Annotated in this window: 22 protein-coding genes; 7 read left to right on the forward strand and 15 right to left on the reverse strand. The window is 62.9% G+C overall.

What is annotated here, in order from left to right; all coding sequences use genetic code 11:
- Window positions 1-74: 74 nt before the first annotated feature.
- From ACQKRQ_RS21745 to urtA, 8 genes are all read right to left on the reverse strand, one after another.
- Window positions 75-1,178 carry an acyltransferase family protein gene (locus tag ACQKRQ_RS21745; RefSeq protein WP_427479325.1) on the reverse strand — a complete coding sequence of 368 codons (1,104 nt, stop codon included), beginning with the start codon at window positions 1,176-1,178 and terminating at the stop codon, window positions 75-77.
- 35 nt (window positions 1,179-1,213) lie between these two features.
- Complete coding sequence (locus ACQKRQ_RS21750; protein ID WP_427479327.1) at window positions 1,214-2,683, reverse strand: hypothetical protein; 1,470 nt, start codon at window positions 2,681-2,683, stop codon at window positions 1,214-1,216.
- A 608-nt stretch (window positions 2,684-3,291) separates the two neighbouring features.
- Window positions 3,292-4,173: an urease accessory protein UreD gene (locus ACQKRQ_RS21755; RefSeq protein WP_427479329.1), complete on the reverse strand. Its 882-nt coding sequence runs from the start codon at window positions 4,171-4,173 to the stop codon at window positions 3,292-3,294.
- 116 nt (window positions 4,174-4,289) lie between these two features.
- A complete protein-coding gene (gene urtE, locus ACQKRQ_RS21760; RefSeq protein WP_132375787.1) occupies window positions 4,290-4,982 on the reverse strand; it encodes an urea ABC transporter ATP-binding subunit UrtE in 693 nt (230 codons plus the stop codon).
- Between the two features lie 59 nt (window positions 4,983-5,041).
- On the reverse strand, window positions 5,042-5,905 hold the full coding sequence (urtD, locus tag ACQKRQ_RS21765) for an urea ABC transporter ATP-binding protein UrtD (protein ID WP_132375785.1): 864 nt from the start codon (window positions 5,903-5,905) through the stop codon (window positions 5,042-5,044).
- Window positions 5,902-7,086 carry an urea ABC transporter permease subunit UrtC gene (urtC, locus tag ACQKRQ_RS21770; protein WP_342960082.1) on the reverse strand — a complete coding sequence of 395 codons (1,185 nt, stop codon included), beginning with the start codon at window positions 7,084-7,086 and terminating at the stop codon, window positions 5,902-5,904. The genes urtD and urtC overlap by 4 nt, the downstream gene beginning before the upstream one ends.
- Before the next feature lies 1 nt (window position 7,087).
- Window positions 7,088-8,749, reverse strand: a complete 1,662-nt coding sequence (gene urtB, locus ACQKRQ_RS21775; protein ID WP_427479332.1) for an urea ABC transporter permease subunit UrtB — start codon at window positions 8,747-8,749, stop codon at window positions 7,088-7,090.
- Between the two features lie 201 nt (window positions 8,750-8,950).
- Entirely contained in the window at window positions 8,951-10,249 is a 1,299-nt protein-coding gene (gene urtA / locus ACQKRQ_RS21780) for an urea ABC transporter substrate-binding protein (protein ID WP_132375782.1), read from the reverse strand.
- A gap of 350 nt (window positions 10,250-10,599) precedes the next feature.
- On the opposite strand from urtA, the gene ACQKRQ_RS21785 reads away from it, so the two are divergent.
- Window positions 10,600-11,931: an aspartate aminotransferase family protein gene (locus tag ACQKRQ_RS21785; protein ID WP_427479334.1), complete on the forward strand. Its 1,332-nt coding sequence runs from the start codon at window positions 10,600-10,602 to the stop codon at window positions 11,929-11,931.
- Window positions 11,932-12,007: 76 nt separating this feature from the next.
- Here ACQKRQ_RS21785 and ACQKRQ_RS21790 read toward each other — a convergent pair whose 3' ends face one another.
- Window positions 12,008-13,180, reverse strand: coding sequence for a DUF3443 domain-containing protein (locus ACQKRQ_RS21790; RefSeq protein ID WP_427479796.1), 1,173 nt, complete (start codon window positions 13,178-13,180; stop codon window positions 12,008-12,010).
- On the opposite strand from ACQKRQ_RS21790, the gene ACQKRQ_RS21795 reads away from it, so the two are divergent.
- Window positions 13,120-13,356 carry a hypothetical protein gene (locus ACQKRQ_RS21795; protein WP_427479819.1) on the forward strand — a complete coding sequence of 79 codons (237 nt, stop codon included), beginning with the start codon at window positions 13,120-13,122 and terminating at the stop codon, window positions 13,354-13,356. The two genes, ACQKRQ_RS21790 and ACQKRQ_RS21795, sit on opposite strands and share 61 nt — an antisense overlap.
- Before the next feature lie 273 nt (window positions 13,357-13,629).
- On the opposite strand, the gene ACQKRQ_RS21800 is transcribed toward ACQKRQ_RS21795, so the two are convergent.
- The 6 genes from ACQKRQ_RS21800 to ACQKRQ_RS21825 form a co-directional block, all read right to left on the reverse strand.
- The gene (locus tag ACQKRQ_RS21800) at window positions 13,630-14,082 is read right to left on the reverse strand and encodes a DUF2844 domain-containing protein (protein ID WP_427479336.1); all 453 of its coding nucleotides are present in this window, start codon (window positions 14,080-14,082) and stop codon (window positions 13,630-13,632) included.
- A gap of 145 nt (window positions 14,083-14,227) precedes the next feature.
- A complete protein-coding gene (locus tag ACQKRQ_RS21805; protein WP_427479338.1) occupies window positions 14,228-15,547 on the reverse strand; it encodes a DUF3443 domain-containing protein in 1,320 nt (439 codons plus the stop codon).
- Window positions 15,548-15,577: 30 nt separating this feature from the next.
- The gene (locus ACQKRQ_RS21810; protein ID WP_427479340.1) at window positions 15,578-16,048 is read right to left on the reverse strand and encodes a DUF2844 domain-containing protein; all 471 of its coding nucleotides are present in this window, start codon (window positions 16,046-16,048) and stop codon (window positions 15,578-15,580) included.
- A 331-nt stretch (window positions 16,049-16,379) separates the two neighbouring features.
- Window positions 16,380-16,613, reverse strand: coding sequence for a hypothetical protein (locus ACQKRQ_RS21815; RefSeq protein ID WP_427479342.1), 234 nt, complete (start codon window positions 16,611-16,613; stop codon window positions 16,380-16,382).
- Between the two features lie 13 nt (window positions 16,614-16,626).
- Window positions 16,627-16,950: a rhodanese-like domain-containing protein gene (locus tag ACQKRQ_RS21820; RefSeq protein ID WP_064269005.1), complete on the reverse strand. Its 324-nt coding sequence runs from the start codon at window positions 16,948-16,950 to the stop codon at window positions 16,627-16,629.
- A 57-nt stretch (window positions 16,951-17,007) separates the two neighbouring features.
- Entirely contained in the window at window positions 17,008-17,661 is a 654-nt protein-coding gene (locus ACQKRQ_RS21825; protein WP_132375767.1) for a protein-L-isoaspartate O-methyltransferase family protein, read from the reverse strand.
- Window positions 17,662-17,979: 318 nt separating this feature from the next.
- Between ACQKRQ_RS21825 and ACQKRQ_RS21830 the strand changes: the two genes are divergently transcribed.
- The 5 genes from ACQKRQ_RS21830 to ACQKRQ_RS21850 all read left to right on the forward strand — a co-directional run bounded on the left by ACQKRQ_RS21830 (window position 17,980) and on the right by ACQKRQ_RS21850 (window position 23,735).
- Complete coding sequence (locus ACQKRQ_RS21830; protein ID WP_408179430.1) at window positions 17,980-19,059, forward strand: LacI family DNA-binding transcriptional regulator; 1,080 nt, start codon at window positions 17,980-17,982, stop codon at window positions 19,057-19,059.
- A 3-nt stretch (window positions 19,060-19,062) separates the two neighbouring features.
- Window positions 19,063-20,550 carry a sugar ABC transporter ATP-binding protein gene (locus ACQKRQ_RS21835; RefSeq protein ID WP_427479345.1) on the forward strand — a complete coding sequence of 496 codons (1,488 nt, stop codon included), beginning with the start codon at window positions 19,063-19,065 and terminating at the stop codon, window positions 20,548-20,550.
- Window positions 20,531-21,544 carry an ABC transporter permease gene (locus ACQKRQ_RS21840; protein WP_427479347.1) on the forward strand — a complete coding sequence of 338 codons (1,014 nt, stop codon included), beginning with the start codon at window positions 20,531-20,533 and terminating at the stop codon, window positions 21,542-21,544. The genes ACQKRQ_RS21835 and ACQKRQ_RS21840 overlap by 20 nt, the downstream gene beginning before the upstream one ends.
- A gap of 89 nt (window positions 21,545-21,633) precedes the next feature.
- Window positions 21,634-22,596, forward strand: coding sequence for a substrate-binding domain-containing protein (locus ACQKRQ_RS21845; protein ID WP_132375760.1), 963 nt, complete (start codon window positions 21,634-21,636; stop codon window positions 22,594-22,596).
- An 89-nt stretch (window positions 22,597-22,685) separates the two neighbouring features.
- Window positions 22,686-23,735, forward strand: a complete 1,050-nt coding sequence (locus tag ACQKRQ_RS21850) for a sugar phosphate isomerase/epimerase family protein (protein WP_408283025.1) — start codon at window positions 22,686-22,688, stop codon at window positions 23,733-23,735.
- The last annotated feature ends 21 nt before the right edge of the window (window positions 23,736-23,756 follow it).

The raw sequence follows: 23,756 nt of genomic DNA on the forward strand, positions 1-23,756 counted from the left end.
GCCGGTGAAAGGCCACACCGTGCCAGTGAAGCAGCGCTCATGCTTGACGCCGACACGACTCCCGATGGCCAAAGTCACGCACGTGACTTTGCGGCCTTGTCAGGACTCCGCGGAGCGGCGCCTGAAAACGGCGTGCCTTCGCTCCGCACTGCCGCAAGCTCATCGAAGCCTGCCCAACTCGCGATTCCAAGGCGCTTCGTTATCAGATAGATCGCTATCGGTAATGCCAAACCGGCCGCACTTCCGAGCACGAAGTGGACAAGTGGCTGACCGATGCCGCGGGCCAGCAACGCGTTCCAGACCAATGCGGTTGCGAACACATGCAGGAGGTAGACCGGCTTCCACGAGGAGCCGATCGACGCGATCCAGCGCGACGTTCGCCATATCGGTAGGCACCGTCCAACCGAAAGGGCCGCCGCGATACCCAGAAAACTTGTCAGTAGAGAATATAAGTCCAGATAGTGGCCTGAACGTTGCCCCACGATCGCGGCGGCTGCAAACGCGATTCCCGCTACCAACGCGACGCGAAGGCCAGAGGCGTTGCCGCTTTGCCGGTCCGACCGGGAGGCGAGCAGCACGCCGGACAGAAAGAAGACAAGGCCCCAACACGTCATCGTGACGACGCCCCAATGGCTTCGTATCGCGACGGCGGCGCTGACGAGGATCATCGCGACAAGCAGGCCGCGATTTGCCACCGTCAACGCGCATCGGACCTTTGTGGGCCGTGGCCATACGGTGAGGCACGCGACGATCTGACAGATGAACAGCGCGTAAAGAAACCAGAATTGCCCAACGGGTGCCGATGCCAGACGAGTCAATTCGAACTGCTCGGCGGCGTAGTCTTTATAGTCCGCGACGAGCCACTGCACAGCCATCTGCAAGATCGACCACAGCAGATAGGGATAGAGCACGGCCAGGGCGATTGATTTCAGCAGCGCGGCGCGAGAGCGTTGCAAATACGTTAGCGCACTCATGCCGAGAAGGAAGAAGACAGTCGGGTATCCCAACGTGCTTGCGGCGTACTGAACAATCTTCAGGGCGCGAGACACGTGACCATCTTGCAGGAAACCGGCGTCGCTGATCCGGTGCAGCACTTCGGCGCACACGATCGCAATGATGGAAATTGCCAGGCCGCCTCTGATGCGCTCTTCTTTCACCATTCCCTCGTTCGGGTTCATGTTGCCATGCGATGCGGCCGGGCCTTCATGCAGTGCTAAAGCTGCACATCGAAAATCACGCACCAGTTGTCGAGGCGCATCGATTCGCGTCCGTCATTGAAGCGGATCACGTCGCCCTGTGAATCCCGCAGATTGCCACGCGGACCATAACGGCTTCCCGCGACGCCAACGCCGTTGAATGCGTACTCGATGTGCGTACCGGCAGGGATAGGCGATTTAGCCATAATGCTCACCTCGTCGGGTCCGGTGATCGATACCGACTGGATCGGCAGCAAGTCGCCGGACGGCAGGCGCAACGAGAAACCATAGTCCGAATTGCCGGCAACCTGCGTCGTGTCCCATCTGAGAGGCGGGGCGGGGACATTGAAGCGCAGCACGGCCGTCGTGCCCTCGCGTCGCCAGTTCAACGGCTCGAGAGGCGTCCACGTCTGTTTGTCGATCAGAATCCTCTTCAGGACCAGCCCATAGTAGGCGCCCATCCATTCGGTGCTGCGATTGTCGGTATGTCCACCGTCCAAGTAACGAAAGAGATACATCGGCACAGCCAGATGAATGTGTGGATCTTCGTGGCTGGCTTCCAGCAGCGCGAGCGCGATGTGCGGATACTGCTGATCGAAATGGCGATGCGTGGCCACCTGATAGGTGATCATCTCGACGTCCTGTTTCTGTCCCGTCAATGCCTTGGCATCGCGATCGACGTCGGCCCGCAAGCTCCTTAGCTTCGCAATGTAAGTCGGAATCGATGTCTGGCTGGAATCGTCGGCTTCCCCTTGCGTCCACGTGATTGCGCCGACGCCGTAAGTCTTGCCTTGGGCGTCCGCGAGCCGTTTTCCCTGGGCGATGTCTCGCAGCAGCTGTGAGTAATAGCGCCCCGGCGCTGACAGCGTCGCGATGTCCATCGATCCTTCACCCGGTGCCGATCCAATGAACCGGTAGGGGAGATCCGCATGACTTTGCAGGTTCTCCTGCTCGATCAATTGCATGGCCATATTCAGCGTCCCGCTGGTCGGCGTCTCGGCCTTGTCCCCCCATTGAGTCTCGACTAACGGTACGAACTGCTTGTACGCCACTTCGACGCCTTCGCTTTGCACGCCGTCTTGAGCCCGCACGCCGCCGTTGAATCGCAACGAGGAATAACGTTGACGGGTGGACAGCACGGGTTTGTTAAAAAACCCCTGGCTGAGCGATTGGCCGTAGCTAATGACGTGAGTGATGTCCCAAGGCGCTGCGCCGTGCGGAATCCATGCCGAATAAGCCGGCTCGATGCGCCCATCGCCAGAACCTGCCTGTGATGCGTCGAAGATAGTCGTCGCGGACAGCGCGCTTGCCGCCGACACTTTCTGCACCGCCCAGCCGCCGGCCGACGAAGCAAGAACGAACTGGATCCGACTACCCGGCCGGCCGTCGACGTTTTGCACCACCACGCTCGCGTGGTTGCCGTCGACTTGCGTGTTGTAGGTTTCAGGCAGCGCCGTCAGGCGATCGCAGGCAGTCGCCGTCGACACATGCAAGAGCTGCTGGACCAGACTTTTAACATCAGCGAGCGCGACGCTCCCGGCTCCGCACGTTGTGCGGTTATATCGCCACAGCGGGTCGAACTTGTCTCTCCATTCGTGCACAGCGCTTTCGATACCGCGATCCTCTGGAGAAAAGGCCGCGCGACTATCATGCTGCGAGCACGCGCAGCATACGATGGCCGGTAAGACGAGGTATACGAAACGCATTCGGTGATCCTTAGCGTTCATCTGCGCTGGACGATTGTAAGGGGATCGCGGAATGCGTTATGTGCGACCTCGCACGTAAATGGCCGCACGGACCCAGGCTAGGCCATACGATCTAAATGTCCAGACGTTTCAAGACATGCATGTACGAAGACCGCGACGGCGCGCGCAGCGCCGCCGGAAGAATGACGGCTGTGTCACGAACGCGGAATGTGCGAGAGCACGGATTCCAGATGGACCACTACCGCGACTGCGCGGGGGACCCGCTTAAGGGCTAGCGGTGTGAAGCCGCTTTCTTTGCCCACTTTCTTTGCGGCATGCAAAGAAAGTAGGTGCCGCCCCGCACAGGGGCAACGCCAATAGACCACCGTGACTTCAAGGAAAGGCCAACCTCAAGTAGCCCAAATCCGCAAAGGCACCCCCTCAACCCCATGCACAACCGGCCGCAACTGAATCCAGCATTTGATAAGCGCCCGCTGCAACATCTCCATCGACCTCGCAACCCCGCGCACGACGAGCACTCGCGAAGTCACACAAGAAGCGGCAACCCGAACAGAATCATCAAACGGCAGTTGAGCAGTCAGCGCTTCAGCAAGCGCATCATCACAAGCATCCCCAACGGCCCAAAGCGTCCCATAGGCAGGAAACCCGGCCAACCCTTGAGCAGCATCGCGCAGCGAATCATTTGCCGAGAGACTGGCCCGTTCAAACCAGAGCAACTCCCCGTTAGCCCCAACGATCCGAGACACCGCACACAAACGACCATCGGACCACCGTTCACCAGCAGCCTGCCGCCCAAGCTGCGTCGCATCCCACCCGATCGCAGTCGCGCCTTCACCAAGCGTCAACGAAAAATCGAGCTTCGCATTCGCCTGATCGAAAACGATATTATTCTGCGGCAGCCAATCGAGCTTAGCCCGCTCACCGACGCGCACGGCGATATGCTGCTGCGCTTCACGTCCATTGGACTTGTACCACTTGGTCGCCCCCGGCGTGGTAATAACAGCATGCGCCCCGTCACCGACATCGACATCAATAGCAAGGCGATCACCACCCGCGATCCCTCCAGGCGGATGCACGATCACCGCATGACAGACGCCATGTCCTTCAGGATAAAGCGGCCTTTGAACCCGCAACGGCCCATCATGCAACCGGTGCTTGAGCGTAGTCCGTTCGCCATCCTTGACGAACCCAAGTTCAAGACGCGCGCGCCATAGCGAATGCGCACCGGCCTGAGCGGCAGCGAGCGTAACGTGATTTTCGTGAAGCGACATGCGAATGGAATGCGACCAGACGGAGAAAAGCAAATCGTGCCTGCGCACGTCAGGCAACGCTCAACGGCGTTGCCACAGGATGCGGCGAGAATAGCACGCCAGCTTGCAGGTGCCGCTTACACGGCGATCAACGTCCGCACGCCATCCGCATCCATATTGGCGCCTTCTCCGCCCGCGATGATCTCGCCGCGGCTCATCACCCAATACCGATCGGCGATGTCCTTGGCGAAGTCGTAGTACTGCTCGACGAGCAGCACCGTCATGCCCATTTCCTCGACCAGTTGACGCAGCGTGCGGCCGATATCCTGAATGATCGACGGCTGGATACCCTCAGTGGGTTCATCGAGAATCAGCAATTGCGGATCGCTCATCAGCGCCCGCCCAATGGCAAGCTGCTGCTGCTGACCGCCGGAAAGATCCCCGCCGCGGCGGCTGCGCATATCCTTCAGTACCGGAAACAGTTCATAGATACGATCCGGGATCTTCTTGGGCGCTTTCTTGCTGGCGGCGCCCACCAGCAGATTTTCTTCGACGGTCAAGCGCGGAAAGATATCGCGCCCCTGCGGCACATAAGCGAGGCCTTTTTCCACGCGAGAGTAGGTGGGCAGTTTGGTGATCGGCGCACCGCGCCAGGCGATGGACCCGCTCTTCGTTTGCACGACGCCCATCAGGCAGCGTAGCAGCGTGGTCTTGCCCACGCCGTTTCGGCCGAGCAGAACGGTGAGTTTGCCGTCGGGCACGGTGAGCTTCACATCGCGCAGAATGTGGCTGCCGCCGTAATACTGGTTCAGGTTTTCTACTTCTAGCATGTCCGTTCGACCCTTTTGTTACACCGACCCGTTTCATCGGCCCGTTGCACCGCCCCGTTTCACCGGCCCAGATAAGACTCGATGACCGTCTCGTCGCGCTTCACTTCGTCGAGCGTGCCGTGAGCGAGTACGCGTCCTTCGGCCATCACCGTGACCTTGCCGGCTTCGCCTGATAGCGCCGCGACGAACTCCATATCGTGCTCGACGACCATCATCGAACACGTGCCGCGCAGATGATTGAGCAACTCGGCGAGCTGCATGGTTTCGTCGTCGGTCATGCCGGCGGCCGGTTCGTCGAGCAGCAGCAACGCCGGCTGCTGCATCAGCAACATGCCGATTTCGAGCCGTTGCTTCTGACCGTGCGACAGCTCGCCGGCAAGGCGCCGCGCTTCGCTCTCCAGACCGATCAGCGCCAGCGTCTCTTCAATGCGTGCTTGCGCCTCGCGATCCAGACGCGCGCGTAACGAGGCCCACCAGCCCTTGTCGGCCTTCATCGCCAGTTCGAGGTTTTCCCACACGGGATGCTGCTCGAACACCGTGGGCTTCTGAAACTTGCGGCCGATGCCCGCACGCGCAATCGACGGCTCGTTCATGCGCGTCAGGTCGATCGACTGGCCGAGATACACCTTGCCGGAATCCGGCTCCGTCTTGCCGGTGATAACGTCCATCATCGTCGTTTTGCCGGCGCCGTTCGGACCGATGATGCAACGCAATTCGCCGGCATCGATCTGCAGGGTCAGCGCATTCAGCGCGCGAAAGCCGTCGAAGCTCACGGTCACGTCTTCGAGGTACAGGATCGTGCCGTGCGACACGTCGATCTCGCCGGGCACGACCGCATGCCCCATGCTCGCGACACCGCTCAACGAAGTTTCAGCGGGTTCTTCCGGTAAAGCCAGATCAGGAACCATCGGGTTTTCGTTCATGAGCGGTTCCTCTTGCGCGTCACGAGTTCGATCAGTCCCATGATGCCGTTCGGCAGGAACAGCGGGACCAGCACGAAAATCAGACCGAGAAAGAACAGCCAGTATTCAGGGAAGTTCGCCGTGAAGAAGCTCTTTGCACCATTCACCGCGAAGGCGCCGATGATCGGGCCGATCAAGGTGCCGCGTCCACCCACGGCGACCCAGATCGCCATTTCGATCGAGTTGCCCGGCGACATCTCGCCCGGATTGATGATGCCGACCTGCGGCACGTACAGCGCGCCGGCGATGCCGCACAACACGGCGGACACGGTCCACACGAAAAGCTTGTACGCGAGCGGGCTGTAACCGAGGAACATCAAACGCGTTTCGCCGTCGCGCACCGCGGTCACGACGCGGCCGAGCTTCGAAGTGACGATCGCCCGCGCGCCGAGGAAGGCGAGGATCAGCACCGCGAAGGTGATCAGCAAGAGGGCGGTGCGCGTGCCCGGATGCGTGATCGGAAAGCCGCCGATGCGCTTGAAGTCGGTAAAGCCGTTATTGCCGCCGAAGCCCGTTTCGTTGCGATAGAACAGCAGCATCGCGGCGAAGGTCATGGCTTGCGTGATGATCGACAGATAGACGCCCTTCACCCGCGAGCGGAACGTGAAGAAGCCGAACACCCACGCCACCACGGCCGGCACCAGCACCACCAGCAGCAGTGCGTAACCGAGATGCTGCGTGCCTTGCCAGTACCACGGCAGTTGATGCCAGTCGAGAAACACCATGAAGTCGGGCAGGTCGCTGCCGTATTTGCCTTCGTGACCGATCGAGCGCATCAGATACATGCCGATCGCGTAGCCGCCGAGCGCGAAGAACAGTGCGTGGCCGAGGCTCAGAATGCCGCAGTAGCCCCACACGAGATCGAGCGCGAGCGCCGCGATCGCGTAGCACATGAATTTGCCGGTGATCGTCGTCGCGTAGGCGGACAGATGCAGCGCGCTCGTCTCCGGCACCACCAGCGTGGCGAACGGCACGCCCAGGCCGAAGACGATGATCAACGCGATCAGCGCGAGCCATGCGCGCCGCGACAACAGCGCGGGGCGCGGCGGCAGGCCGAGTGCGAAACCTGCTTGCGGGTCGCGGCCGGCCAGTGCGCCGCCGCTCGTTGCGCCGACGTGAGCTGATGAAGTTGCCGATGTCATCTCATGCCTCCGCGCTGCGGCCCTTGAGGGCGAACATGCCCTGCGGACGCTTCTGGATGAACAACACGATCAGCACGAGCACGGCGATCTTCGCGAGCACCGCGCCCCAGAACGGTTCGATCGCTTTGCTGATGAGCCCGAGCCCGAAGCCGCCGATCACCGTGCCGGCCAGTTGACCGACACCGCCCAGCACCACGGCCATGAACGAATCGATGATGTAGCTCTGACCGAGGTCCGGTCCGACGTTGCCGATCTGCGAGAGCGCACAGCCGCCCAGACCCGCGATGCCCGCGCCGAACGCGAACGCATACGAATCGACCCGCGCGGTCTTCACGCCGACGCAGGCCGCCATGCGCCGGTTCTGCGTGACGGCGCGCACGAAGAGACCGAGACGCGTCTTCGTGAGCACGGCCCATGCGATCCCGACCACGATCAGCGAGAACGCGAGAATCGCAAGCCGGTTGTACGGCAGGATCAGATTGGGCAAGACGGTGACGCCGCCGCTCATCCACGCCGGGTTGACCACCTGCACGTTCTGCGCGCCGAACAGCATGCGCGTTGCCTGAATCAGGATCAGGCTGATGCCGAAGGTGGTCAGCAGCGTTTCGAGCGGACGGCCGTACAGATGCTTGAGCACCAGCCGTTCGAGCACGATGCCCACTAGTCCCGCGGCGACGAACGAGGCTGGAATGGCGAGCAGCGGATACCAGTCGAATGCGCCGGGCGCGAAGCGCTGAAACAGATTCTGCACGACATAGGTCGCGTACGCGCCGATCATCAGGAATTCGCCGTGCGCCATGTTGATCACGCCGATCAGCCCGTACGTGATAGCGAGACCCAGCGCGGCGAGCAGCAGTACGCTGCCGAGCGACAGGCCCGCGAACAGCGTGCCAGCAATCTGGCTGCGGCGCTGGATCGCATCGAGTTCGTCGATGCCGCTTTGCGCGGCGGCGCGCACGCGGTCGTCGGCTTCCACGAAGGTGCCGTCGGGCTTCTTCGCGACGAGCGGCCGCAGCAGTTCGTTCATGTCGAGGTCGTGCCGCGCGGCGACCAGTTGCACGGCTTCGAGGCGCTTGGCCGGATCGGCGTCGTGCAGGGCCGTCATCGCCCACAGCGTGTCGAGGCGCTTCTTCAACGCGGGATCGGTTTCCTTCGCGCGAGCCGCGTCGACGAGCGGTTTGATCGACGGATCGGGGTTCTGCAGCAGCGCCGTGACTGCGGCGGCACGCGTCGCCACGTCCGGCGCATCGAGTTGCAGGCCGGACAACGCGCCGGCGACTTTCGAGCGCAGCAGGTTGTTTAGCGTGATCGGCTGGGCGTCGCCCGCGGCGATGGTCTTGCCGGTGACGGCGTCGTGCGCGGCGTCGCCGTCCTGCAGCAGCACGGCGCCCGCGTCGGTGGCGAGCGCGCTGTCTTCGGATAGCGCTTTGAGCACCGCCATCGATTCCTTGTCGTGATTGGCGATCAGTTTGTCGATGGCCGCGGATTTCGCATCGAAGTCGTCGCCGGCGAGCGGCGCGACATCGGCTTGCGTCAGCGCGAAGGCGGCCAGCGGCGCGCCGGCGAGCAGCACGAGCGCGACGCCGGCGACGCCGCGCCGCGCGAGTCGTCGTGCCAGTGTTCGTGCGCGTTGTCGTGTGAAGGTGAGGATCGAAAACGCCATGGTGGCCTTTGAAGAAAATCCGGCGGAGCGGCGCGGCATGTGGGCAAGCGCCGTTGCCGCGCCGTCGGGTTGCTGCGCGCGAAGGCCGTGCCGCCGGGACGCCGGATCACGGCGCGAAAGCGGGCGCGGTGGGCACGCCCGTCGCGGGATGGCATCGGCGTGTCACGGCGGCTAGCTTTGCCGCCGCGGCACGCCTTCCTGTCAGGCGACGCGCGAGCGCTTCAGGAACGCCGGGATCGAGCTGACCACATCCGGCTTGCTCGAATTGCCGGCAATGAACGGGCTCCACGGCTGCGCGCGGATCGCGGTCTTGGTCCGCCACACCACGTTGAACTGACCGTCGGCACGCACTTCGCCGATCATCACCGGTTTGTGCAGGTGGTGATTGCCGTCCATTTCCAGCGTGAAGCCCGACGGCGCTGCGAAACTTTGACCGACCATCGCCACGCGCACCTTGTCGACGTCCGTGCTCTTCGCTTTCTCGACCGCCTGCTTCCACAAATGAATGCCGACGAAGGTCGCTTCCATCGGGTCGTTGGTCACGCGCTTGGTGCCGCCCGGCAGGTTGTTCTGCGCGACCCATGCGGCCCATTGCTTCTTGAACTTCTCGTTGGCCGGGTTGCGCAGCGACATGAAGTAATTCCATGCGGCCAGGTTGCCGACCAGCGGCTTCGTATCGATACCGCGCAGTTCTTCCTCGCCGACCGAGAACGCGACGACCGGCACGTCCGACGCCTTCAGTCCCTGGTTGCCCAGCTCCTTGTAGAACGGCACATTCGAGTCGCCGTTCACCGTCGAGATCACCGCGGTCTTGCCGCCTTGCGAGAACGTCTTGATGTTCGCGACGATGGTCTGATAGTCGCTATGGCCGAACGGCGTGTAGACCTCCTGGATATCGGCTTCCTGCACGCCCTTCGACTTGAGGAACGCGCGCAGGATCTTATTGGTCGTGCGGGGGTACACATAGTCGGTGCCCAACAGGAAGAAGCGCTTGGCGCCGCCGCCTTCCGCGCTCATCAGGTATTCGGTCGCAGGAATCGCCTGCTGATTCGGCGCCGCGCCCGTGTAGAACACGTTGCGCGACATTTCCTCGCCTTCGTATTGCACCGGGTAGAACAGCAGGCCGTTCAGTTCCTCGAACACCGGCAGCACCGATTTACGCGACACCGAGGTCCAGCAGCCGAACACCACGGCGCACTTGTCCTGGGTGATCAGTTGACGCGCTTTTTCAGCGAAGAGCGGCCAGTTCGACGCCGGGTCGACCACCACCGGCTCCAGTTGACGGCCCATCACGCCGCCGTTCTTGTTGATGTCCGCAATGGTCATCAACGCGGTGTCCTTGAGCGAGGTCTCCGAGATCGCCATCGTGCCCGATAGCGAATGCAGAATACCCACCTTGATCGGACCGCTGCCGGACTGCGCCTGCGCAAAAGGAACCTGACCTGCAAGCGCCAGCGCGCCCGACATGGAGCCGAACTTCAACAGACTGCGACGTTTCATGTATATCCCCTTGCCATTGATGGTGACTGTTTATGGGCGTCGATTTCGGTCAGCAGGGCTTATCCCGCATGACTTGCCGCTTGTGTACTGCAAGGCACATGCCATGCAGTAAATTCGACGTGAACGGCGTGCAGTGCATGCTGCAGCGCGGCTGCCCGCCGGCCTGCTTATGCGTAATGCGGCGCAGAATTGGTGCAGGACCGGCCGCTTCGCCTCGTTCAGGTGCGTGCCGCGCCGCAACGAAGCGCGCGTGTCCGCCAGCGGGCATCAGCGGTGCATGGCCGCCGCCCCTTTGTGCATGGGCCGCGCTGTGCCTACACTGAAAGTCCACTCACGCGAGGAGACACGACATGAATGAGCGCGCCGGCGTCAAGCCACCCGATATGTCCGCGTTCTGGATGCCTTTCACGGCGAACCGCCAGTTCAAGAGCGCGCCACGGTTGCTGGCGAGCGCGAAGGGGATGTACTACACGTCGCACGATGGGCGGCGCATCCTCGATGGCACGGCGGGGCTGTGGTGCGTCAACGCGGGCCATTGCCGCGACGAGATCGTGGCCGCCGTGCAGGCGCAGGCGGCTGAAATGGACTTCGCGCCGACCTTTCAGATGGGGCATCCGAAGGCCTTCGAGGCCGCGACAAAAATCGCGCGGCATACGCCGGGCGATCTCAAGCACATCTTCTTCGTGAACTCGGGCTCGGAAGCCGTCGATACCGCGCTGAAGATCGCGCTGGCGTATCACCGTTCGCGTGGCGAAGGGCAGCGCACGCGGTTCATCGGACGCGAGCGCGGTTATCACGGCGTGGGCTTCGGCGGCATTTCGGTGGGCGGCATCGCACCGAACCGCAAGGCGTTTTCGGGCGGCCTGCTGCCATCGGTCGATCATCTCCCGCATACCCTGAACATCAAGGAAGCGGCGTTTTCGAAAGGACAGCCACGTTGGGGCGCGCATCTCGCCGATGAACTCGAGCGGCTCGTCACGCTGCACGATGCTTCGACGATTGCCGCGGTGATCGTCGAGCCGGTGGCCGGTTCCACCGGCGTGCTGATTCCGCCGCAAGGCTATTTGCAGCGGCTGCGGGAAATCTGCGACAAGCACGGCATCCTGCTGATCTTCGATGAAGTGATCACCGGTTGGGGACGGCTGGGTGCGCCGTTCGCCGCGCAGTACTTCGGCGTCACGCCCGACATGCTGACCATGGCCAAGGGCACCAACAATGCGGCCGCGCCGATGGGCGCGGTGGCGGCGAGCGCGAAGATTCACGATTCGATCGTGAACGGCGCGCCGGCCGGCATCGAGCTGTTTCACGGCTACACGTACTCAGGGCACCCGATCGCCGCGGCTGCGGCGTGCGCGACGATCGATCTGTATGAGCGTGATCAATTGTTCGAACAGGCCGCGCGGATGGCGCCAGTGTTTGAGAAGGCGATCCATAAGCTGCAAGGCGAGCGTCATGTGATCGATGTGCGCAATCTTGGGCTCGTGGGTGGGGTGGAGTTGGCGTCGCGTTCAGGTGCGCCTGGGGCTCGCGCCTATGATGTCTTCGTGCGCTGCTTTGAGAAGGGCGTGTTGACGCGTTATACGGGCGACATTCTGGCGTTCTCGCCGCCGCTGATCGTCGATGAAGCGCAGATCGAGGAGATCTTTGGGACGGTGGCGGAGGTGTTGAAAGAGGTGGAGTAAATAGCAGCGCTTTTGTTCGGCACGCAAAAAGGCCGACGTCGTGAGACGCCGGCCTTTTTGCTGAGCGTGCGTTCGATCAGAAAGCGATGAATGGCCCCGGTTGCTTGCCGATCATCACGTTGTTGATCGCGGTGTATACGCTGCGGCCGAAGAAGAACGGCAAGCCCCAGATGAACATGCCGGCCGATGGCGAACCGAGGCTGTCGTAGGCCGCGTACTGATTTGCCATCAGATTCCAGCCGTTAGCCAGTGAGAATGGCACGTTGACGGACGGGGCGGCCTTGTCGACGCCTGTCAAGATCGCCGACAGGCTGAGCGTGGTGGCCGGCACATACCAGTGGCCGGAAAAGGGAACCGTATAGTCCGCGAAGATGTTCGCGTTCGACCCGCTGTCGATGGCGCTGCTAAACGTGTTGCCCTTGTACGTGGTCGAGAAATAGCCGTACTGGTCGAGCGCGAGAATGTTCGGCTGCGAGGGCATGGCGTTGTTCTTCTGCGTGCCGATGCCGAACACCAGTTCACCCGTGACGCTTGCCTGGCCGCCCGCGGGTAGCGCAGGCAGACGGATGATCGTGCCGTTGTTGTCGGACGTGAAATCGGCGACTGGATTCATGACCTGCGTGTCGAGCGGAACACGTGTATTCGCGCATGACGTCGCCGACGTGCAGTAGTAGTAAGCCGATGGCAGTACGGTCTGCGCCGCCGCGGGGAAATCGCGCTGTGCAGGGCCAATGCCGATCACGCCGTTGGCGCCGAGTGCCGTTGCCGAACCGAGGTTATAGACGCCGCGCGACTGGCAGTCCGACGGCGTCGAGTACTGGCCGTCGGCAATCACTTGCAGCGGCATGTTGCCTGCTGTCTTGCCGCCGATCGTGACGTCGGCGCGCTTGATGGATCCCCACGTGTAGCCCGAGCCGAACACGGCGCATTCGGCGATCGACGCGTTGCCGGTTGGGTCGTCGGTGGCGCCTGTTTGCGTCGGCAGGCGGGCAGCAAGTGCGGAACCCAACGCGCTGCCGAGCACGCGCACGCCGACCGAGCCGGTGTCGAGTTGCATGTGATCGACCGTCGCGCATTGATTGCTGCCCTGAACGCCGGGGAAGCAGATCGTGGCGGTTACGTACGGCATGTTCGCGTTGTTGCCCGTCCATCGTTCGATGGTGATGGGGACGGTGTTGGAGGTGGGGGGTGGAGTCGGTGCTGGAGTTGGAGTCGGTGCAGGAGTTGGTGTTGGGGTTGGGGTTGGAATCGGTGTTGGCGTCGGTGTCGGTGTCGGTGTCGGTGTCGGAGTCGGTGCAGGAGTTGGTGTTGGTGTTGGAATCGGTGTCGGTGTCGGTGTCGGTGTCGGTGTCGGTATCGGAGTCGGAGTCGGAGTCGGAGTCGGCGTTGGAATTGGCGTCGCTGCAGGATTCAAAGCAGGTGTAGGCGCAGGCGTCGGAGCCGTCGTTGGCGCCGGAGTTGGAGTAGGCGTAGGAGTAGACGTAGTCGCACCACTCGCGCCCGACGGAGAAGCCGGCGGTATCCCTATCGACCCCGCTGCCGGCTTATCGCTATTCTTCGCCGCATTGGCGCTGCCATCATCGCCACTACCACCGCCACCACAAGCAGACAGCACCACGCTGGCACCCAGAAGCGCGCAGCAAAGCGTCTTGTTCAAAGTTGTCATGTTTAGTGAGTTGGATAAATCCGCGCGCCGCTTCATTGCAGTTGCTCCACGCGAACGGTGACGGGAACCAGGCGTGGCAGATACGCCTTGCCGAAAAAGCGGCCGGCTCGGCCAGCCGACTCGATATGAAAATCGCCGTTGTGTTCGATCATCGGGCCGACACCGCGCGCATGCTCAGCCGCGGCATTCGTGAAATTGGGAAAGTAGCTGCCGAGCAGCGCGCTCATGTCCGGGCGCACCGGACCTTGCCAGGTGACGGCAAACACCACATTGCTGGGCAGGACGTATTCATGAATCGTGACGCCGCCTGCGCCATACGTCGCGCGCAGCGTATACGGCGTGGCAGCTGCGGGCGTGTCGAGAGAAACCGCCGATCGCAGCAACGACTGCGAGGCCGCGCCCATACCCGGCGCACCGCCCAATGCCGCATAAGAAGCGAGTGGCAACACGCTCGCAATGCCCAACGCGACCTTCACAAAATTCATCACCATGCTCCAGAAAACAGGTCGGAACATGGTGCCAGCGGGGCTTTATTGGGAGTGCCGGAAAAGTCTCAATGAAAAATCGGAAATGGCTTGAGGAGACGCTGCTGGTGTGCAGCGTCTCCTGGCCCGGCCATGCGGCCAGTCGTCAGAACGCGACGAATGGTCCGGTTAGTTTGCCGACCTTGGCATTGCCAATCACGTTGTAGACATCGCGGCCATAGAAGAACGGCAGTCCCCACAGGAACATGTTGTCGTCACCATTCGAAAAGTACTGGCCGATGTTGATGAACGCGGCATTTCCGCTTGCCATCAGCGTGTTGGCGTTGTCGATCGAAAAGGGCATCTGCAGCGGCGCGTTTGATCCGTTGTTCGGCTCGATCGTCGCGCTCAGATTCAACGAGCTCGCCGGCGTGTACAGGTCGAGAACGGAATATGGAATCGTGTTATCCGGGAACGCGTAGCTGAGGGTGCCGCTATCGATCACGCTTTGGTTGAACACCTGCCCCTTGTACTGAGTCGTGAACGTACCGTACTTGTCCAACGCAATGACAGTGGCATTTGCCGGCAAGGTATTGTTCTGCTGGGTGCCGACGCCAAACACCAACTGGCCCGTCACGCTTGCCTGGCCAGCGGCCGGCACGGCCGGCAGACGGATGACCATGCCGTTGTTGTCCGTGGCGAATGCGGCGACCGGATTCATAACCTCTTTGCTAGCGAGCATGCGCGTGCTGACGCAGCTATTTTGCGAAGGGCAATAGTAGTAAAGACCGGGTACCGCCTTGGTCAGGGCATCCAGGGAGTCGCCCGTGAAGTTGTCGATGCCGAGAATGCCGCTCACTCCCATCACATCAAGGGATCTGCCCAGGTCGCCGCCGTTGTGCGCAATGCAGTCGGGCGGCGTGGAGAAAGCGCCATCGGAAACCACCTGGATCGGAATATTGCTCGCTGTCTTGCTGCCGATCGTGATATCGGCGCGCTTGACCGAACCCCACGTATAGCCCGATGCGAACGGCGCGCACTCGGCAATCGGCACCGAGCCGACCTTGTCGTCTACCGCCCCGGCCTGGGTAAGCAGCAGAGGGGCCAGCGTTGGCATCGCTCGGGCTGCAATACGCACGCCGGTCGAACCGGTGTCCACCAGCATGTTGTCGACGGTCACGCACTGGGGCGCGCCTTGTGTGCCCGGCACGCAAACCTTGATTGACGCGAGAAGCCGGTTGACGTTGCCCGTCGACTTATCGACGCGGACCGGCACGGTGTTCTCGCCGGTAGCCGGAGTGGATGAATTGGTCGAGCTACCGGAATCGCCGGAACCACCCGGCGGCGGGATCCAGTCTGGCGTGGCGTTCCAGCCGATGGAGTTGCCGCCCTGGTTGCCGCTCGAGCCTCCGCCACCGCCGCATGCGGAAAGCGCGATGCCCGCAATGGCCGCGGCGACCCATAGCGTCTTTTTCAATGTCTTCATGTTCCGTTGTCTCATCGCTCGACGCAGGCCTTATTTCAGATCGCCAGGCCGCACGCCGGCGGGCATCAGGCGCGGCAGCCATGCCATGCCGCTGAAGCGTCCCATGCGGCCGGCAGACTCGATGCGAAAGTCGTCGTTGCCGTCGATAAGCGGCCCTGTACCGGCTGTATGGCTCTGCCCGGCGTTCACGAAGTTGGGAAAGTAGCTGCCGAGCAGCGCCGTCATGTCCGGACGGATCGGTCCGTTCCACTTGACCGCGAACACGACGTTCTGAGGCAGCACGTATTCGCGGATGGTGACGCCGTTGGCGTCGACCGACTGGCGCATGGAGTAGGGCGCTGCGTTCGCGGGTTGAGCCGCGGGCGTCGCGGCGGCGGATTGCGGCGTGGCGCGCAGCAGGGTCGCCGACGATGCGCCTGTGGACGGCGCACGGCCCAGGGTTGCATGCGACGCGAGCGGCAACAAGGTTGCGGCCAGCATCGCGATCTTCAAAAATCTCATCACATGGCTCCCCAAAAGGTCGGAAGCATGGTGCCTGTGCGATGCGCAGCAAACCGTATGAAATTTCGGAAGCGAAGGCGAGAAGCGGCGCAACGAAAGCTGGCCGTTAGTGTTCTGCTGAAGGGCGTGGAGAGGCGCTAGCTGAACTGGGTGCGAGCCGCGCGGCAACCTGGCGCCGGAGCGTCACGGAGCGAAAAAAAGCGCCTGAGAGCCAAAGGACGGGAAGCAGGGAAGAAAAGCCAGGAAGAGAAGCGAAGGCCGCAAGCGCACAGCATCTGCCGCACGCCCCCCATCCGACATCACTCGCCGCCCAACCTTGCCGGCAGCGCCTTTAGCCGCAACACCCGGATGACGCCGAGACTTGCGGCAGCAGTTTGACGCGCGCGAGCGACAACTCTTCGCTGTTGGCGGCGAGCGAAGCGCGTGCGCTTTGCAGTTGGGCGTCGTTGGAGAAGGCTTCGTCGTAGAGCTGACGGAAGCCCGCGGCCTGCGCGGCTAGTGTGCGAAGCGCGCGGCAGGCAAACGCCAGAGCGGCCATGAGGACCAGCGCCTGCTGGCCCGTCATTGCCGCCGTGCGATCAGTAGGTCGGAACGGACGGATCGACCTGACGAGACCACGCGTCGATCCCGCCTTGCAGATTGAAGACGTTGGTATGGCCGCGCGACTCGAGAAACATCGCGACCTGGGCGCTGCGCGCGCCGTGATGGCAGACGCAGACGATTTGCGCGTCGTCGTCGAGTTCTTCGCTGCGCGCGGGAATCTCACGCATCGGAATCAACACGGCGCCGGCGATCGACGCCGTCTGGATTTCCCACGGCTCGCGCACGTCGAGCAGCACGGGCGCGGGACGCGAAGTATCGGCAAGCCATTCGGCAAGTGCCGGAGCGGTCAGATTTTGCATCAGCAGAACATCCAGTTCAGAGGACGGCGGGCGTGCCGCCCGTCCGGAGCGTGTGAATCAGAACTTGAAACGCGACGGCTGCACGGCGTTGATGAGCGGCTCGACATACGTTTCGAACACGTCGGCAATGCGGTATTGCTTCTCGTCGATACGCGTGATGATCTGCGCCTTCATGACCGGCGCGGTGCCGACGAACGCCGCCAGACGGCCGCCGATTTTCAGATGGTCGAGCATTTCCTGCGGCAGCACCGGCAGGCCGCCCGACACGCAGATCACGTCGTACGGCGCGGCGCCGGCCCAGCCGCGCGCGGCGTCGCCGGTGGTCACTTCGGCGTTCAGCACGCCGTTGGCGATCAGGTTGGTCTTCGCCAGTTCCGCCAGTTCCGGTTCGATGTCGACCGTCAGCACGTGCTGTGCGCGGTGCGCGAGCAACGCGGCCATGTAACCCGAACCCGCGCCGATTTCGAGCACGCTTTCGTGTTTCTTCACCGCCAGTTCCTGCAGCACGCGCGCTTCGACACGCGGGGCCAGCATGTGCTGGCCGGCCGGCAGCGGCACTTCGAAGTCGACGAAGGCCAGCTCGCGATACACGGCGGGGACGAAGTTTTCACGCTTGACGATCGAGAGCAGATTCAGCACGTCCTGGTCGAGCACTTCCCAGGGGCGGATCTGCTGTTCGATCATGTTGAAACGCGCTTGCTCGATGTTCATGGTGGGTTCGGCTGTATGGTTTGGCGAGTTTTGCGGGGTTTTGCTGGGTTTGCTGGGTTTGCTGGGTTTGCTATCAGCCACTGACCACCGGCCTCGCAGCGCGACTCGGCGCGCAAGGCCCGTCAGGGTAACTGCGGGATTGTACCAAATGACGGTGCCGATCCGCGCCCTCGCGGGCAGGGAAGACCATCCCCAGGCCGGAGCGTGTCACCAGCCGGATCACGTCGCCCCCCGTGTTAATCCCTAGCGATATGTCCTTGCACTTCCGGTGCCTATCGCTCAAAAATGTAATCGATTACATTTTTGAGGCGAGTTCACTTGTCCAGATCGTCGTCCACCAAGGCTCCGTCAGCGGTGTCCGCGGCGCATCCCCAGCCCGGCGTCAAGCCGTTGCGCGGCGCGGCCGATGGCATTTCGATTGCCGGCGTGGCCGAGCAGGCGGGCGTCTCGGTGGCCACGGTATCGCGCGTGCTGAACGGCCACGAGAACGTGCGGCCCGCCACGCGCGACAAGGTGCTGGCCGCCATCGATGCGAGCGGCTATCGCGTCAACGAACTCGCGCGCAACCTGCGCACCGCCGAGAGCCGGCTGCTGCTGACCATGGTCCCGGACGTGGGCAATCCTTTCTATGCGGAAATCGTGCGCGGCATCGACAGCGTGGCGCGCCAGCACGGCTACTTCATGCTGCTGTGCGACACCGGCGCCGATCCGGGCCGCGAGCGCAGCTATTTCGATCTGCTGCGGCGGCGCCGCGCGGACGGCGCCATCTGTCTCGACCCGGCCACCATCCAGCAGGCGCTCGGCGAGGCCTCCAGCGCGCTGCCGTGGGTCGCGTGCTGCGAGTTCGACCCGGCGATGGGCGTGCCGTACGTGGGCATCGACAACTACCGCGCCGCGGGCGACGCCGTCCGGCATCTGCTCGCGCGCGGCCACCGCCGCATCGGCCTCATCAATTCCGATGTCGACTACCTCTATGCGCGGCAGCGTCAGCAGGGCTATCTGGACGCATTGACCGAAGCGGGCATCACGCCGGACGAACGCTGGCGCATGAACCTGAACAGCCTCGACTATGAAGCGGGCGCGTCGGCCGCGGCCACGCTGATGAATCAGCCGCAGGCGCCGAGCGCGATCTTCGCGGTCTCCGATACGCTCGCGATCGGCGTGATCCACGGCTTGCGCAGCGTCGGCAAGCGCGTGCCGGACGACATCGCGGTGGTCGGCTTCGACGATATCTCGCTCGCCGCGCAGATCGATCCGCCGCTCACCACGATCGCGCAGCCCATGCGCGAGCTGGGCGAAACCGCCGCGCGCCTGCTGCTGCAGCGGCTCGCCAATCCGTTGGCGAACGTGCCGGGCGTGCTCTTGCCGCATCGGCTCGTGATTCGCGGGAGCGCCTGAACCATGAGCCTCGCGATCCGTTTCGACGACATCCGCAAAGACTTCGGGCCCGTGCGTGTGCTGCACGGCGTGAGCTTCGAGCTGGCGCCGGGGCGCATCTACGGTCTGCTGGGCGAGAACGGCGCCGGCAAATCCACGCTGATGAAAATCCTCGCCGGCTACGAAACCGCCACCTCGGGCACCTTGCTGGTCGATGGCCGCGCGCATCAGTTCATCGGTTCGCGCGACGCCGAAGCGCAAGGCATCGTGCTGATCCACCAGGAGTTCAATCTCGCCGAGCATCTGACGATCGCGCAGAACATGTATCTCGGTCATGAAAAAAAGCGCGGCTGGTTCGTCGACGACGCCGCGATGAATACCGAGGCCGCGCGTTTTCTTGCGCAAGTCGGTCTGGAAAAAGCGCCGGACAGGAAGGTGCGCGAATTGATCGTCGCGGAAAAGCAGATGGTGGAGATCGCCAAGGCGCTGTCGCGCCGCGCGCGGCTGCTCATCATGGACGAGCCGACGGCCACGCTCACGCCGTCCGAGACCGAACGCCTCTTCACGCTGATGGCCAAGCTCAAATCCGACGGCGTGACCATCATCTACATCTCGCACAAGCTGGACGAAGTGGAGCGCATCACCGACGAGGTGATCGTGATGCGCGACGGCCGCTTCGTCGCTCGCGGTGAAACCGCGGGACTCGCGCGCCAGCAGATGGCGAACCTGATGGTCGGGCGCGAGCTTTCGGACATGTTCCCCGAGAAGATCACCGTGTCCGCCGACGCGCCGCTCGCGTTGAAGGTGGACGGGCTCGCCGTGCCGGATTGGGTGGAAGACCTGAGCTTCGACGTGCGCGCTGGCGAAGTGCTCGGCTTCGCGGGACTGGTAGGCGCGGGCCGCACCGAGGCGTTCGAAGCGATCATCGGTTTGCGCAAGCGCACGGCGGGCCACATTGAAGTTGCCGGCCGTCCCGCCGATCTGAAAAGCCCGCGCGACGCAATGCGCCACGGCATCACGTATCTCAGCGAGGACCGCAAGGGCAAAGGCCTGCACGTGAACCTGAGCCTGCAGGACAACGTCACGCTGATGACGCTCGAACGTTACACGCATCCGTTGCTCGACATGAAAGCGGGACGCGCCGCGCTGACCAAAGCCGTGAGCGAATTCGGCATCCGCACCGGCGACCTGTCAAGCCGCGCGCGCATGCTATCCGGCGGCAATCAGCAGAAGCTCGCGCTCGCCAAATTCCTGCAACCCGACCCGAACGTAATCGTGCTCGACGAGCCGACGCGCGGCGTCGATGTCGGCGCGAAACGCGACATCTATTTTCTGATTCATCGTCTCGCCGCGCAGGGCCGCGCGGTGATCGTCATTTCATCCGAACTGATCGAGCTGATCGGCCTGTGCCACCGCGTCGCCGTGATGCGCGCGGGACGCCTGCAAGCCACGCTCACGCTCGAACATCTGACCGAAGAGGAGTTGATCGCCCATGCGACCGGCACCCACTGAAGCCGTGCAATCCGGCCGCGCGTTGCGCTTCGCGCATCGACTGTATGCGCTCGGGCCGCTCGTTGGACTCGTCGCGCTGTGCGTGATCGGCACGCTGCTCAACCGCGATTTCGCCACTGTCGACAACATGATGAACGTGCTCACGCGTACGTCGTTCATCGGGATCATCGCAGTCGGCATGACCTTCGTGATCATTTCGGGCGGCATCGATCTGTCGGTCGGCTCGATGGCGGCGCTGATCGCGGGCAGCATGATCTGGCTGATGAACGGACTCGCGGCGGGCGTCGGCGGACACTCGTTTCCGCCGCTGATGATTCTCACGCTCGGCATCGTGGGTGCGCTGGTGCTCGGCGGCCTGTTCGGCTGTGCGCACGGCTTGCTGATCACCAAAGGGCGCATCGAGCCATTCATCGTCACGCTCGGCACGCTGGGCATCTTTCGCGCGGTGCTCACCTGGCTCGCCGACGGCGGCGCGCTGACGCTCGATAACTCGTTATCCGATCTGTACGGCCCGGTGTATTACGCGAGCCTGTTCGGCGTGCCGGTGCCGATCTGGGTGTTCCTCGTGATGGCGGCGGGCGGCGCGCTGATTCTCAACCGCACCGCGTTCGGCCGTCACGTGCAGGCGATTGGTTCGAATGAACAGGTCGCGCGTTATGCGGCGATTCGCGTCGATACCGTGAAGATCGTCACGTACGTGCTGCTCGGCATCTGCGTGGGCGTCGCCACCGTGTTGTACGTGCCGCGGCTCGGCTCTGCCACGCCGACGACCGGTTTGCTGTGGGAACTCGAGGCGATCGCCTCGGTGGTGGTCGGCGGCACCGCGCTCAAGGGCGGCGAAGGCCGCGTGATCGGCACGGTGATCGGCGCGATTCTGCTTTCGGTGATCGCGAACATTCTGAATCTGACCAGCATCATCAGCGTGTATCTGAACGCGGCGGTGCAGGGTGTGGTGATTATCTTCGTCGCGTTCGTACAACGTGGACGGCGGTAGCGGTGGCGCTTCAAATTGCGCTTCAAATTTGCAATCACGGTGAGTTGAAAATCGGGGCGCATGAACGCCTCACAAAAGGAGACACAACCATGAAGCAGGTCATTCGAGCGGTCGGCGCCGGCATGCTGGCGTTGGGGATACTGGGCACGGCGAATATTGCGCGTGCCGATGAAAAGGTCATATTGGGCGTTGCGATTCCGACAGCCGATCACGGCTTCACGGGCGGCATCGTCTGGTGGGCGAACAAGGCCAAGACTGATCTGGAGAAGGCGCATCCCGATCTGAAAGTGATCGTCAAGACCGCGGCCGGCGCGCCCGAACAGGCGAACCAGTTGCAGGATCTCGTGACGGTCAACAAGATCAATGCGCTCGTGATCTTCCCGTTCGAATCGGCCTCGCTCACTCAGCCGGTTGCGCAGGTGAAAAAGAAGGGCGTGTACGTGACGGTGGTGGATCGCGGCCTGACCGACACCAGCGCGCAGGATGCGTACGTGGCCGGTGACAACACCGCGTTCGGCAAGATTCCCGCCGAGTATCTGGCGAAAGCGCTCGACGGCAAGGGCGACATCGTTGCACTGCGAGGCATTCCGACGACGCTCGACAACGAACGCTGGACCGCGTTTACCGGCGTGCTGAAGGCGTATCCGAACATCAAGATCCTCGACGCCAAGTACGCGAACTGGAATCGTGACGACGCCTTCAAGGTCATGCAGGATTACCTGACGCGCTTCAAGCATATCGACGCCGTCTGGGCCGCGGACGACGACATGGCCGTCGGCGTGATCAAGGCGATCGAGCAGGCCAAGCGCACCGACATCAAGATCGTGTTCGGCGGCGCGGGGTCGAAGGGCATGGTGAAGAATGTGATGGACGGCGCACCGATGATCAAGGCCGACGTGTCGTACTCGCCTAAGTTCATCTACGACGCCATCAAGCTCACCGCCGAAGCGCGTCTGAAGGGCGAGAAGCTGCCGGCCACCACGATCATTCCGTCGGTGCTGATCACGAAGGAAAACGCGCAGCAGTTCTATTTCCCGGACTCGCCGTTCTGACCTGAGCATCCGGGGCGCGCCATCCGGCCTGAGCCGGACTTTCTGCGGCAGCGGCACGGCGAGCGCGCTCTCGTTCGAGGAACCGTACGATGAAAACCATCAAAGGGCCGGCGATCTTTCTCGCCCAGTTCATGGGCGACGAGGTGCCGTTCGACAACCTCGCGCATCTTGCCGAGTGGGCTGCGGGTCTTGGCTTCAAGGGGATTCAGGTGCCGTGCGACAGCCGCCTGATCGATCTCGAACAGGCGGCTGCGAGTCAGACGTATTGCGACGAGTTGCGCGAGGTCGCGGACGACGCGGGCGTGACGATCACCGAACTCTCGACGCATCTGCAAGGGCAACTCGTCGCCGTGCATCCGGCCTATGACACCTTGTTCGACGGCTTTGCCGCGCCGCATGTGCGAGGCGATCCGGCCGCGCGCACGCAGTGGGCGATCGACCAGATGAAGCTGGCGGCGAAGGCCTCGCAGCGTCTGGGGTTGAGCACGCACGTGTCGTTTTCCGGCGCGTTGGCGTGGCCGTATCTCTATCCGTGGCCGCAGCGTCCGGCAGGTTTGGTCGAGGCTGCGTTCGATGAACTCGCGCGCCGCTGGACGCCCATTCTCGATGCGTTCGACGCCGCCGGCGTCGACGTGTGCTATGAACTGCATCCCGGTGAAGACCTGCACGACGGCGTGACCTTCGAGCGTTTTCTCGACGCGGTGAAGCAGCATGCGCGCGCCAACATCCTGTACGACCCGAGTCATTTCGTTTTGCAGCAGCTCGACTACCTTGCGTTCATCGACATCTATCACGAGCGCATCAAGGCGTTCCATGTGAAGGACGCGGAGTTTCGTCCGACCGGCAAGCAAGGCGTGTACGGCGGCTACAGCGGCTGGGTCGAACGCGCGGGGCGCTTCAGATCGCTCGGCGATGGGCAGATCGATTTCGGCGCGATCTTCTCGAAGATGGCGCAGTACGATTTCCCCGGCTGGGCGGTGCTCGAATGGGAGTGCGCGCTGAAGCATCCACACGATGGCGCACGCGAAGGCGCGGAGTTCATTCGCCGGCACATCATCCGTGTGGCCGAGCATGCATTCGATGATTTCGCCGGCAGCGGCGTCGACGCCGCGCAGTTAAAGCGCGTGCTCGGCATCTGACGGCGAGCAATCGCAAAGGAG

The sequence above is a fragment of the Paraburkholderia sp. NPDC080076 genome (assembly GCF_050281145.1).
GTDB lineage: Bacteria > Pseudomonadota > Gammaproteobacteria > Burkholderiales > Burkholderiaceae > Paraburkholderia.

Coding starts and splice junctions, on each gene's coding strand:
- ACQKRQ_RS21820 (WP_064269005.1), bottom strand. CDS start 16,950: ATGCAAAATCTGACCGCTCCGGCACTTGCCGAATGGCTTGCCGATACT.
- ACQKRQ_RS21745 (WP_427479325.1), bottom strand. CDS start 1,178: ATGAACCCGAACGAGGGAATGGTGAAAGAAGAGCGCATCAGAGGCGGC.
- urtD (WP_132375785.1), bottom strand. CDS start 5,905: ATGAACGAAAACCCGATGGTTCCTGATCTGGCTTTACCGGAAGAACCC.
- ACQKRQ_RS21800 (WP_427479336.1), bottom strand. CDS start 14,082: ATGAATTTTGTGAAGGTCGCGTTGGGCATTGCGAGCGTGTTGCCACTC.
- ACQKRQ_RS21755 (WP_427479329.1), bottom strand. CDS start 4,173: ATGTCGCTTCACGAAAATCACGTTACGCTCGCTGCCGCTCAGGCCGGT.
- urtB (WP_427479332.1), bottom strand. CDS start 8,749: ATGGCGTTTTCGATCCTCACCTTCACACGACAACGCGCACGAACACTG.
- ACQKRQ_RS21850 (WP_408283025.1), top strand. CDS start 22,686: ATGAAAACCATCAAAGGGCCGGCGATCTTTCTCGCCCAGTTCATGGGC.
- ACQKRQ_RS21805 (WP_427479338.1), bottom strand. CDS start 15,547: ATGAAGACATTGAAAAAGACGCTATGGGTCGCCGCGGCCATTGCGGGC.
- urtC (WP_342960082.1), bottom strand. CDS start 7,086: ATGACATCGGCAACTTCATCAGCTCACGTCGGCGCAACGAGCGGCGGC.
- ACQKRQ_RS21845 (WP_132375760.1), top strand. CDS start 21,634: ATGAAGCAGGTCATTCGAGCGGTCGGCGCCGGCATGCTGGCGTTGGGG.
- ACQKRQ_RS21825 (WP_132375767.1), bottom strand. CDS start 17,661: ATGAACATCGAGCAAGCGCGTTTCAACATGATCGAACAGCAGATCCGC.
- ACQKRQ_RS21815 (WP_427479342.1), bottom strand. CDS start 16,613: ATGACGGGCCAGCAGGCGCTGGTCCTCATGGCCGCTCTGGCGTTTGCC.
- ACQKRQ_RS21835 (WP_427479345.1), top strand. CDS start 19,063: ATGAGCCTCGCGATCCGTTTCGACGACATCCGCAAAGACTTCGGGCCC.
- ACQKRQ_RS21810 (WP_427479340.1), bottom strand. CDS start 16,048: ATGAGATTTTTGAAGATCGCGATGCTGGCCGCAACCTTGTTGCCGCTC.
- urtA (WP_132375782.1), bottom strand. CDS start 10,249: ATGAAACGTCGCAGTCTGTTGAAGTTCGGCTCCATGTCGGGCGCGCTG.
- ACQKRQ_RS21785 (WP_427479334.1), top strand. CDS start 10,600: ATGAATGAGCGCGCCGGCGTCAAGCCACCCGATATGTCCGCGTTCTGG.
- urtE (WP_132375787.1), bottom strand. CDS start 4,982: ATGCTAGAAGTAGAAAACCTGAACCAGTATTACGGCGGCAGCCACATT.
- ACQKRQ_RS21840 (WP_427479347.1), top strand. CDS start 20,531: ATGCGACCGGCACCCACTGAAGCCGTGCAATCCGGCCGCGCGTTGCGC.